At 33.6% G+C, this 12,988-nt stretch carries 7 protein-coding genes; 1 reads left to right on the forward strand and 6 read right to left on the reverse strand.

The genetic code is table 11. The features are described 5' to 3' along the window. Window positions 1–548: 548 nt before the first annotated feature. Window positions 549–7,736: a hypothetical protein gene (locus tag ACJJVO_RS18060; protein ID WP_405576664.1), complete on the forward strand. Its 7,188-nt coding sequence runs from the start codon at window positions 549–551 to the stop codon at window positions 7,734–7,736. A gap of 361 nt (window positions 7,737–8,097) precedes the next feature. Here the strand turns inward: ACJJVO_RS18060 and ACJJVO_RS18065 are convergent, their stop codons facing one another. The 6 genes from ACJJVO_RS18065 to ACJJVO_RS18090 form a co-directional block, all read right to left on the reverse strand. After that, entirely contained in the window at window positions 8,098–9,057 is a 960-nt protein-coding gene (locus ACJJVO_RS18065; protein WP_405576666.1) for a hypothetical protein, read from the reverse strand. 157 nt (window positions 9,058–9,214) lie between these two features. Then, complete coding sequence (locus ACJJVO_RS18070; protein WP_405576668.1) at window positions 9,215–10,012, reverse strand: SH3 domain-containing protein; 798 nt, start codon at window positions 10,010–10,012, stop codon at window positions 9,215–9,217. Between the two features lie 150 nt (window positions 10,013–10,162). Further along, window positions 10,163–10,651 (reverse strand): hypothetical protein, encoded by a 489-nt coding sequence (locus tag ACJJVO_RS18075; RefSeq protein ID WP_405576670.1) that lies wholly within the window; start codon window positions 10,649–10,651, stop codon window positions 10,163–10,165. 219 nt (window positions 10,652–10,870) lie between these two features. Then, window positions 10,871–11,665, reverse strand: a complete 795-nt coding sequence (locus ACJJVO_RS18080) for an anti-sigma factor domain-containing protein (RefSeq protein ID WP_405576672.1) — start codon at window positions 11,663–11,665, stop codon at window positions 10,871–10,873. A gap of 1 nt (window position 11,666) precedes the next feature. Continuing rightward, window positions 11,667–12,194, reverse strand: coding sequence for an RNA polymerase sigma factor (locus ACJJVO_RS18085; RefSeq protein ID WP_405576674.1), 528 nt, complete (start codon window positions 12,192–12,194; stop codon window positions 11,667–11,669). A gap of 95 nt (window positions 12,195–12,289) precedes the next feature. Beyond that, the gene (locus tag ACJJVO_RS18090; RefSeq protein ID WP_405576676.1) at window positions 12,290–12,871 is read right to left on the reverse strand and encodes a superoxide dismutase family protein; all 582 of its coding nucleotides are present in this window, start codon (window positions 12,869–12,871) and stop codon (window positions 12,290–12,292) included. Between the last annotated feature and the right edge of the window lie 117 nt (window positions 12,872–12,988).

The following is a 12,988-nucleotide window of genomic DNA, read 5'->3' on the forward strand; positions in this document are numbered from 1 at the left end:
ATCTTTTGGTTTTACTTCGTTTATTTATGGAAGGCTATGTTTTGTATTTGCGGTTAAAATTGAGATTAGCGTAACTAATACTTGTTGTGATGATAATACTTGTAAAGTAATATTCTAACGAGTTTTCAATCTATCTTCATGTTTTTTTATCTAAGATTTCTGGGGCTTGTGATTTATCTTAGAGTAACCTGTATGTATTAGAGTTGTTTATGTTTTAGTGAAAAATAAAAATTTCTTGTATAAGAATACTTACATGTTAATTTTTTTGTAATTTTACCTTTATAAATTATGGGATTAATTTTTTTGAAGTTGATTAATAGTAAGTCTCTTCACTAGTTTAATGGTTATTTATTTTAGGTTTTTAAGTGTGACTTAAAGACTTTTTATGTGTCTTAAAAATTTATTATTGTTAGTTGTTTTCTATATTAATATAGATTAGATCTAACAATAAATTATTTTATTTACACTTTGCCGAAGATACTGGTCGTTTTATCGGTTTTTTCGTTTTTTATTTGTTCAAATTGAATTATACATCAACTATATAATATATGGAAATCTTTACTCGATTCTCTTTCCCAAAGAACATAAATTTATTTAAATGCTCAGTTCTAGAGAACTTATCTCAGTTTAGGATGAAAACCTTATTGCTGGTTAGTTTTCTCTTATCATCAATGACGATAACTGCTCAGGTAGATGTAACCACTATATATGGTGATCAAGGTGGTTTTTTTGTATCTTCTACAGCCTCACCTATTATGGCCACAGATTCAAATAATTTATTAGGCTTTATAGCTAATGGAGTCACATATTCTACAGGTGTGGATGATTCTGTGTTAACATCAAATGGAATAACGACTTTCACTGCTGCTGAATTTCAGGCGTTTCCTGTACCTGGTAACATAACTTACTCAGCTACTGAGTTAATTGGGGTTGCTTATAATTGGGGTGGGACTATACAAAATAATGCTGTTACAGATTATATTAAATCTTATAATCCTATTGTTCCGAGCTCTTTTATAAGAGATGGTATCAATGGTCTTGAGTTATCAACTAATTTTTTTAATATAGATGCCCAAGACTTTATCTATGATAATTTATCTATTAACTTAATAGGCAGTATTAATGATGGTATACCCGATATTATAGCAACTCAAACAGGAGATCCAAGTGGAAGTGATACTTTTAAGTTTGTTGATAGCTTTGGAAATACGGTAGGGAGTTCAGTTTTGGTAAATTTTTCTTCAGTAAATGTATTAGGGAGTATTAATTGGACTATTTACAATGTTAATTCTAGTACAGGTACAGTCACAAGTTTATTTGGATCTAATACTCCTAGAAATTTAAGACTATTAACTTTCGAACTTAGCGATTTTGGTATTACTAGTGCAAATGCCGCTCAAATTACTGATTTTATTCATACAACTTCTGGCAATACAGATATTGCTTTTACAGCATTTAATACGAATAGTTTAATTTTTAGTTCTGTTGATTTAAGCATAGATTCTAGCATTGTTTCAGCAGCACCTCTATGTACAACAACCGCACTAGATTTTGTTTCTACAATTACAAATAATAGTGCAACTGATAGTAGTGGTTTTGAGGTTGATGGGACTCTCCCTAGTGGTGTTACTTATAGCAGTAGTGCGTCTGTGTTTTCTTCTGGTACAAGTACTGCGACATATAATAGTACCTACAATAAATGGATTATTTCAGGATTAGATGCTGGTGAAAGTGTAACATTAACGATTAGTGGATCCGTCTCTTCGCTTACATTACCGGTGATTTACAATGCTGGTATTACTAACATGACTCAGTCAGATACCGATACCAATAATAATACATTTACCGTGTCTGAAACTGACACCGATTGCGATGGCGTGTATGATTCAGCTGATTTAGATAATGATAATGATGGTATTCTTGATTCAAATGAAGATGAAGACTTAGATTTTGATAATGATCCTTCAACAATTCCTACCGATACCGATAATGATGGAGTTCCTAATTATTTAGATTTAGATTCAGATAATGATGGTTGTAATGATGTGATAGAATCTGGAGGAATAGATACAAATAATGATGGGGTTTTAGACGGTGATGGTTTTAATACAGATGGCCAAGTAACAACAGGAGGAGTTATAACCGATGGATATGATGATGTAACAGGTGATGAGATCGAAGCATCACAAGTTATCGTTAATTCTAGTCCAGATGATCAAGTTTTAGTAGACGGTGACTCGGCCGTTTTTACAATAGATGCTTCTATATTAACTACAACAAGTTATACGGGTAGCTCTCCCAACACTGTACCAGTTTATGATGTAAATACACCAACCACAGTTGGTTTAAATTATCAATGGTATTTAGGAGACCCATTTAGCGGAGGAGTTTTGCTTACTAATTCAGGTGTTTACACAGGAGTAAATAGTGCGTCTTTAAATATCAGCGATGTTACAGGACTTGACGGTAATAATTATTATGTTGTAATTGGTCAAGATAATAATGTATGTACAGAGGTCGTTAGAAATGCTACATTATCTGTTTTAAATCCATGTGCATTAGATAGTTATTCGGTTTCGTCAATCATAAATAATTCTCTTTCTCCAAATACAAGTTTGGATGTTCCAACCTTTAATGCTGCATTAGGAACATTAGCACAGGTGCGTATTCAAGTTGAAATATCTACAGAAAATAATAACAATAGCTCAGCTTCTGAGAACCAGGGAGTTTCTGCTTGTACTGCGGAAATTAGTAAAACTTTGGATTATACTCTTAGCTACAATGCATCTAATATATTAAATGAAACGGGCTTAATACTTAGAGATATAGATGTAGATTTAGATGCCTATGATGGGACTTTAGATTTCGGAGGATCATCTGGAGTTAGAATACAGGATAATTTACTTTATAATGAAGGCGAGTTGTTTTTAACAAGTGCTGCTGATAGAGCAGTATTTACTAATGATGGGATAACAACAGTAACAGCTGTAGATTTTACATCTTCTGTGAATTCAAATATAGGTGGATGTGGCACTGTGATAAACAACTTCCAAACAGCTTATGACTTAAAGGTTAATGTAAGTTATTTATATATACCAACAGTATCTCCTTGTCCAGATCCTTGTGACGCTTTAGCATCAGGGAATCCAGATAATGATAATGATGGAATAGCCGATTTATGTGATGAAGATGATGATAATGATGGTATCTTAGATATTTATGAAGGATGCGGAAACCTAATCATTAATGGTAATTTTGAAAAACAAGATTTTTCAAGTCAGGCAGATTTTCCAGATGCGTCTAATACGAGTTCTGCAGGTACATTTATTGGTGCTACCTACAATACAAACACAATGTTAGGGTGGGATTACACTCAGAATTTTGATGGTTGGATTGGCGCGCAATCACCAACTTGGGGTCCTAGTTTTACATTTGCCAATGCTTATAGTGGTAATCAATATTTGGATGTGCTTGGAAATAATAATGTTACAGGAGGTGTTAATAATGTACTTTCTCAAACAATTAATACAGTTCCAGGGGAAACTTATACACTCTCATTTTATTGGGGTGAAGATGTAGGACATCCTGCAGGTTCTGACATAACTTTAGATATTGATGTTATTGATGCTACTACTACATCTTTATATAGCCAGACTCTAACTGCTGTGGCTCAAGGAGAAATAGGAGGAATTATAGGTGCAAAAACATGGTATGCCTTCTCGCAAACTTTTGTAGCAACAACATCTCAAACTACAATACAATTTGAAGCAACACCTCCTAGTGGTTTAACTGCGGCAGGAGCGGCTCTTGATTTTGTTAGTGTATTTGCTAATAATTGTGCAGATACGGATAACGATGGAGTTGATGATGTTTTTGATTTAGACTCAGATAATGATGGAATTTATGATGTTGATGAAGTTGGCGGAACTGATGCTGATAATGATGGAATGGCTGATGGTGCAGTAAATACAGAAGGAGTGCCAACCACTGCTGGATCAGGACTTACTCCAATATCTACAACTAGCGGAATTTTTGATTTCCAAAACACAGATAGTGATGGAGATGGGTGTTCAGATGCCAATGAAGCCTACGATGATTTAGATGCAGATGGTGGTGATGGAGGTCAATTTGGTGCGGGTGACCCATCTACAGTAAATTCAACCAATGGATTAGTAACTGAAACAGGTGTTGATTATACTAAAGGTACTAATGCTACTGTAATAGATGATAGTGTATCGTCTGGTTGTAGTTTATGTATTGATGATATTCCTGCCGGAAATCCAACAGCAGCAATAGTTGCTGGCGATGTGACTTTTGATATAGATAGTGGTTTAAGTGCAGGTTTCCCTGCAGAATTGAATTCAATAACAATTGCTGGTGAACCAAATCCTTTTTCAGCGATTTATGCACCTAATAATTTAAATTATCAATATGCAAATCCAGCAGGAAATAGTCAGTATGTTAGAGATCAATTAAGTACGACAGCTACAATAGCAGATGGAGCTGAAATTTATAATGCAGCTTTACTGGCAGCAAATGCTGAAAATGATTTAAGACATTATGTGTCAATGGATAATAACATAGATCCAACGGATTATAATGAATACATTTATAACTCTCCAATTGCCTCTGCTTCTAATAGGTATATTGTTGTTACTGAACGAAATGGTAATAATGAATTAAGTATTCAGGCCTTAGATAATGCTTTAAATCCAACTGGAAATATTGTATTAGCTAATGCTACTAATTATATTGATACAGGTGTTGATACAGATTTTACCCAACACGTGTTTTTGGCAATTTATCCTTTAACAGCTCTAGTACCATCAGGTACAGATGTACAAGGAATAAGAATTACTCAAACAGGAGCTGCAGGTGGTGATGGTGGTGATGGAAAAGCTTTTATTATTTATGATCCAAGTTTCTTGGTACTACCACCAACTATAGAAGTTTCAACTTCTAGTGTTCAACCAGATTGTACAACAGTTCAAGGTTCTATTACAATTGATGCCATCGATAATGGAGGTGGTGCTATGGAATACAGTGTTAATGGTTTAACAGGTCCTTTCCAACCAAGTCCAACATTTAATAATCTTGTTCCAGGTTCATATACTGTAGCAGTTAGATATATTTCTTCACCTAGTTGTGTTGAAGTGGCTTTAAACCCTATAGTTTTAGATGTGCCAGATTTATGCGATATTGTCTCTTCAAATGAGTCAGCATGTAGTGATAATGGAACTCCTCTAGATATTACAGATGATACATTTACAGCTGATATTACCGTGTTTTTCTATGATCCTCCTGCAACTGGAAGTTTAGATTTAACTGGCGACGTTATACTTCCTATGTCTATACCAGTTTCTAGTATCACTGCCCCATCGTACACTTTTGTAGGAGTGGTTTTACCAGCTAATGGTAGTGATATTTCATTAACTGCAACTTTTTCAGCAGATTCCGCTCGTACTATTACAGTTGAAGATGTTGTAGTTGCTCCTTTTGAGTGTAGTGATGAAGCATGTTTAGATGTAATTCCAGTTGGAAATTCAACATCTGCTCTTTTAGCTAGTGAAGTAAGTTTTAATATTTCTAGTGCGCCTAATGAAGGATTTCCTGCAGTATTAAATTCAATTACAGTTGCAGGGCAATTGAATCCTTTCACTGAGATTTATGCTCCAAATAATGTTAATTATCAATATGCTAATCCTAATGCTTCGAGTCAATTCGTTAGAGATCAGCTGAGTACAACGGCAACTATTGTAGATGATGTGGCAGTTTATAATGCAGCATTGTTAGCTGCAAATTTTGAAAATGATTTAAGACATTATTTATCAATGGATAATACTATTGATCCTACTGATTTTAATGAGTTTATCTACAATACTCCTATTGCAGCTGCTGAGAATCGATATATAGTGGTTACTGAACGTAACGGAAATAATGAAATGAGTATTCAGGCTTTAGATAATACTTTAAGTCCTACAGGTAATATATTATTAGCTAATCCTTCAGTTTATATTAATACTAGTGTTCCTACAGATTATACACAAGAAATATATGTTGCAATTTACCCATTGACAGCTTTAGTGCCAGCAGGTACAGATGTTCAAGGTATTAGAGTCACTCAAATTGGTGCTGCTGATGCCGGTCCAAACTTTCAGGACGGAGGAGATGGTAAAGTATTTATAATGTATGATAATGCATTTTTTATACCACCACCTACAATTAGTCCAGCAACATCTGTAGTACAACCAACTTGTTTAACTACCACTGGTTCAATTAATGTAATTGCAGTAGATAATGGTGGTGGAGCTATTGAATATAGTGTGAATGGTTTAGCAGGACCTTTTTTACCAACATCTAATTTTACAGGTTTAGCAGCTGGTTCTTACTCTGTTGCAGTTAGATATGCAGGTAACCCAGGTTGTGTTGAAGTAGCATTGGAACCGATTGAAATTGTAGCGGCGGATTGTTCATTGAGTTTAATTAAAAGTATTTTAGACGTAGATTCATTAGGATCTCCAGGATTATTGGATGATGAAATTGAATATGTATTTACAGTGACCAATACTGGTGATGAGACTTTAACAAATATTATTGTAACTGACCCAATAGTAGGTACGGTAACATGTGTCGCAACCACGCTTGCACCAGGTGAAAATACTACATGTAGTGCTACTTACACTATTTTGCAAAGTGATGTTGATGCAGGTGGTGTAGAAAATTCTGCAACTGTACGAGCTGATTTTCCAGGTGGTGATAATTCAGATCCAAGTGATGATGTGATAGATGTATCAGATACAGGGACAACAAGTGACGGTTCAACTGTTACCGATCCTGAAACTGTGGAGACAGATGATATTGATAGTGTAAACGGAAATAATAATGATTCAGATCCAACAAATGATGTAACACCTTTCTCTATTTCTCAAAATGCAGCCTTAACGGTAGTTAAGACGGCAGTGGTAACGGATAATGGAGCAACAGGCTTAGGAGTTGATGATTTGATTACCTATAGTATTGTAGTGAATAACACCGGAAACGTAACAGTAAGTGATATTACATTATCAGATACCCTTACAGATTTAGACGGTAATGTACTAACGTTATTAAGTGGACCAACATTAACAAGTTCGAGTTCAGGTAGTAGTGCAGCCAGTTTATTAGTTGGAGGTAGCTTAACGTATACGGCGACATATGTATTAGATCAAGACGATATTGATGCAGGCGGAGTAAGTAACACAGCGACAGCCACAGGAGACAGTCCAACAGGAACAGATGATGTAACTGATGTGAGTGATGATGGAGATGAAGCAGCAGACGGTCCAGATGCAGATACAGATCCAACGAATGACCCAACATTAACGACAGTAACACCAACAGCAGCCTTAACGGTAGTTAAGACGGCAGTGGTAACGGATAATGGAGCAACAGGCTTAGGAGTTGATGATTTGATTACCTATAGTATTGTAGTGAATAACACTGGAAACGTAACAGTAAGTGATATTACATTATCAGATACCCTTACAGATTTAGACGGTAATGTACTAACGTTATTAAGTGGACCAACATTAACAAGTTCGAGTTCAGGCAGTAGTGCAGCCAGTTTATTAGTTGGAGGTAGCTTAACGTATACGGCGACATATGTATTAGATCAAGACGATATTGATGCAGGCGGAGTAAGTAACACAGCGACAGCCACAGGAGACAGTCCAACAGGAACAGATNTTATCGATTGATGAGTAAGGTCCAAGAATTAATAAATTTTCCCAATCAAAGTCATTCAGATTGCTTAAGTCTATATTTTCTGATTTAAATTCCGATTCAATTTTTTCGGTCAGAGAATTGTCCGAATTCAATTGGTTTAAGTATTGACAAGAAAATAAAGTCAAAAAAAATGTTCCAATTATTATCAGTTTTCTCATTTTCTTAAATTGCTTACAACGTGTTTGTATATGGTTTGTTGCGTGGTTTAAGCAACTAATTTAGTAAATAATTACCGACCAAGAAAGTCCGCGAGGACTTTCGTAAGTAAGCAATAAGCCAGCAATAAATTATATACGGTGTTAGCATTAGTTTTTATTTTTAAACAATATTATTTTACCCGAGCAATTTATATTCGGCACTCATTTCTGAGTAATCTAACATTACATTTGCAAGTATTTCTATTTCATTTGCCAAGTGATGATTTTCTAATTCAAATCTTGGGTCATTAATTTTAGATTCATATAAGAATATTTCAGTCATTGTGTCAAGTAACATAAATAATCGAATGCAATTTTCTTTGGTTGCAAACTGATTGTCATTTAATAAGTGTGATGCTACGTGCCTATTGAAATTTGCATATGATGAACCTTCGTCACTAGGTTTATAAAGGTGTTGATTTAATATTTTATCACAAATTTTCGTGTATACATTGTGAAATAAAATATTACTTGGACAAGGTTGTCTTTTATGAGAGTTTTTGAAAAATTTTCTGAGATCATCAAATTGAGGTTTTTTATCTCCATCTGAATATCCCATCCACCTTATAATTACACCCTCGATTATTGGTGTTAGAGTTAAATAGCAACTAATGTAATTTGTTCGATAATATGATAAGGTAGCTGCGTCAATTAGATGGACAAATTTTTTGAAATATTCAAATTCTTCAAAACGACCTTTTTTTTGCATTACTCTAACTTTAGGGTGCATTGTGTCATTTCCAATTATTTCAAGAATTTTAGATTCAGAAGAAGGTAATTCTTTCGATAATTGATTAATGTAATCTAACTGTGGTACAGTTGAAAAAATCGGAATTAGTAAAGCATAGTTAGAAAGTACATCATTTAATATTAAAATCTCTTTTATTTTTTTATTTGATGTACATAAAGTATTTGGCTTTAATTCTGAAGTTTTTCTTTCTTTTTTACCAATTGATAAATATTCATTGTAAGCTTTTGAACTAAATCTATGCCATTCATCTTCGGTTGAAGCTAGTCTGGATTTTAAAGAATTAATTGATTCTCCATTTTTTATACCTTTAATGATTTCATCAGCTATTTCCTTGGATTTCGACATTTTTCTTAAATTAATGCTAACGGTTTTGTGTATGGTTAGTTGCGTGGTTAAGCAACTAAATTAGTAAACATTTACGAACCCGTGAATATTCCGCAGGAATATTCGCAAGTAGGCAAGAACTAAGCAATTAATTATACACGGTGTTGGCAAATCGTTTTTAATTTTCAGATTCTAATTTGGGTAAAATTTGTCCATCTTCCCATTCCAATTCTCTACTCACTTTATTAATTTCAACCCAATTCGTTTCTTCGTCTTTGTAACTCCCAATTTCTTTTTCATATACTATTTTCCCTTTGACTCCTTTTTGGTCATTTGGAAATATTAATTTTTCATTTATCCAATAAACTCCAGCATCAGAAATTTGTGAAACCCAAAATACTTTTTTTAAAACGCTATTAACTTGAAACATATAAATTCCACCACCATCAATTCCACAAGCTTCAGCTAGATAGTTAACATATATAATGTTTTGAATCCCTTCAATTCCTTTATTGTCATAGATTTCAAGAGAAAAATCATTTGTTTTAAGTTCGGCAACATCTTCGTTTATTTCAAGTTTCTCATTTACGTGTCTAATTATCAAATAGAATTTATCATCTTCTTTTCCGTATGCGTAGAAATATTTTGATTTCTCAAATTCCTTTTTTTCGAGAGAAATAAGACTGCCTAAAATATAACCAATCTTATGGTCATATTTTACCTTATAGTAATGTGATATAATTCCATAATAGTCAACTTTGCTTTCGGATTTTTCAATTATTTTAATTTCAGTTCCAATTTCTAAAATATCTATTACTTTAGATTTTTTGTCAGGTTCAGTCCGAAACACAACATCGTGTCCGAATAAATAGTAAGTTTTACCATTTTCTAAATCTGAATATGGACTGTTATACTGAATTTCTTGACTAAAAGTAAGACTTGAAATCAATAAAAATAGGATTGTAATTCTGTTCATCTCAAATGTTTGCCAACGTGTTTGTGTAAGATTAGTTGCGTGTTTAAGTAACTAATTTAGCAAATAAAAACCGAATAGAATATTCCGCAGGAATATTCGTAAGTAGGCTAGAACTAGCAATTAATTTTACACGGTGTTGTGCAACGTTTTTTAATCAAATTCAGTTTCTATTTTAGTCAGATTTGAAATGTCTTTATTTAGATATTTTATACTGACTTTAGGTGGAATTGAAATTTCAATACAAGTTTCGCTAAAAACTAATGTGTCCGAAGATAATTTACCTTGAAATTCGTTTGACATTTTCAAAGCCTTGAATATTAATTTAAACATTTTTCGGTCAGAATATAATTCAAGTAACTTTTCAGTTTCTTCTGGACTAAGTTCCTTAAATCTACTAAAGTGGATTTCAATAGATGGCGGAACAGAAATTCCAACAATCAGTCTATTTGTTTTAAATCCAGCGTTTTCAATTAAAGGTAAAACATCAAATACATCTTTTACATAATCCACAAACTTGTTTTTAGTAGTGGTTCCAATATCTCCAATTTTAGAAAGTCCGTTTTTGAGTTGATTTAGTATTTGTTCAGAACTGTCGGTAACCGTTTTAGTCGTTTTTTTTAAAATTGATTTTTTTTCCATTTGGTTTTTGTTTCGTCCTGTTTCTCAAATGTTGCACAACGTGTTATAAGAACATAAAAACAGTTGTTATCCCTTTTTAATTTACTGATAAACAGTGTTTTTATGGTCTTTAAAAATACTAAAATAAAACTATGATACTATAAGTAGAACTACGTATTTTAATAAAAAAAACCACCAAGCTTGCGCAAGGTGGTTTTAAATATCTAATATATTTTTATATTATGGAACTGCGGCTACTACACCAAGCGTGTAGAGTTGTTCCATGGTTGGTGATTTGCTGCCTCCTTCGGGTTCTAAAGTAATTCCAAAGGCTTCACTTTTGTTAGCATTGGCAATAGAAAAGATTTTATTATCATCGGTATTAAAATCTTCTATTGTACCTAAGCTTGTTGGAGTTAATGGGTTAAGAGTTAAAGACCAAACTTGCCAAACTTTGCCTTTTGGTGCATTTGGCAAACCTTCTGCGTCTAAGTAGATGGTATTATCTGCTTTGTTCCAATATACTTTAGCAAAGCTAGAAGCAAAATCACCTTGGCCACCAAGTGGTACAGCAATAATATCCTTATCTCTTATAACATTTAGTAGGTTTTTAGTTGCCGCTAAATCTGCTCTAGCATCTTCTATTTGTGTTTCGAGATATTGGTTTTCTATTTCTGCAGTTTGTATTTGTTGTTCTAAGTCTGTTTTCTGGTTTAAAGTCCAGAATAAACCTACAGCCAATAAAATGGAAGCTGCCCAACCTGTATAATTAATCCAATTGGTTTTTTTAGGTTGCAGTTCTACAACTTTAGTTTCGTTAGTGTTTAAACGTTCTTTAATAGTACTAAACCCTTTTGCTCTTGGTGATACTGCAGCTGTTAATTTAACAACGGCACGTTCTATTTCTATAACTTCTTGTAACAATTCTGGATGTTGTTGCAAAAGGTCATAAATCTCCTGATTTTCTGTTTCAGAAAGTTGTCCTGCTACGTATAGCTCTAAAATACCAGATTCTATGTATGCTTTTATATCCATATTACAATACCATATCTCTTAATTGTTGAATACAGTTTCGGTTTCTTGTCTTAATAGTGCCAATTGGCATTTGTAATTCTTCCGAAGCTTCCTTTTGCGTAAAACCTTTAAAGTAAAGCAATTCAATTACTGCTTTACATTTTTCACCTAACTCGGTTACAAATTTCTTAATGCCAATAGCATCTGTACTGTCATCTAAATTATCATGACTGGCTATAATATCTACGAAATAATCTGTATTAAGGTTTTGTTTAGACTGTTTAAATGCCTTAGAACGTGTTTTATCTATAGCAGCATTACGCGCTATGTTAAGAATCCACGTAAAAAAGCGCCCTTTTTTTGAAGAGTAAGTATCTGACTTATGCCATGCCTTTATAAAGACATCTTGCATTAACTCGTCTGCAATAGCTGTATCTTTTACAATGTTGTAAACCACACCATGTATGCTTTTACTGTACATGCCGTAGAGCTTCTCAAATGCGGCATGGTTTTTATTTTGAAACTGATTTATCAGTGTTTCTAATTCCATTTATTAGCGATGTTAATTAGAATTTTTCGCAGAAAAGGGGAAGAAATCGCCGCAATTGTTCTAACAATTTAAATGTTATGTAATAGTTTAGTTAATTATTCTATAATGCCTGCACAACCAATACGAGCACCAGCAGCTCCAGTAGGTTGCGTTTTTAAATCGTCTATACCCAAATGTACAATAATTGCTTTACCTAAAATATCTTTGGTGTTGTCTCCACAACCAATACACCATTCATTTGTTGATTTAGTTATTGTTGCACGTCCATTAGCGTTTGCTGTTAAGTTACCAATATCTCCTTTATGATAGCCAGCTTTGTCTCCCCAAGCACCATGTGGCTGACCTGTAGGATTCCAATGCCCTCCTGAAGAGGTGCCATCATCAGCAGAACAATCTGCTTTTTCATGAATATGAATGGCATGCTCGCCTTCTTCTAATCCAGTGACTGTGCCAACCATAGTTACCATACCATTTTTCTCAGTAAAATTAATGGTACCTTCTACATTACTATCGCTTTTTGGTGCTAAAGAAATAGCTAATTTCTTTTCAGAAGACATGCTATCTTTAACGTCTTCGGTTTCTGTTTTTGTAGTCGTTTCTGCTGTCTTTTTTTCTTCTTTACAAGCTGTAGCACATACAACAGCAAATGTGAGTACTAATAGTTTTAAATTTTTCATGATGCGTTCTAATTTTTAATTGGTGTTAAAATTAATAAGTGTTATATCCCTTCTATACCAATAATAGTTGCTGCGATGTTTCTAATGCATCACAGTTAGTAATCATATAAGTGAAAT

The organism is Winogradskyella sp. Asnod2-B02-A (genome assembly GCF_045063645.1).
Classification (GTDB): Bacteria; Bacteroidota; Bacteroidia; order Flavobacteriales; family Flavobacteriaceae; genus Winogradskyella.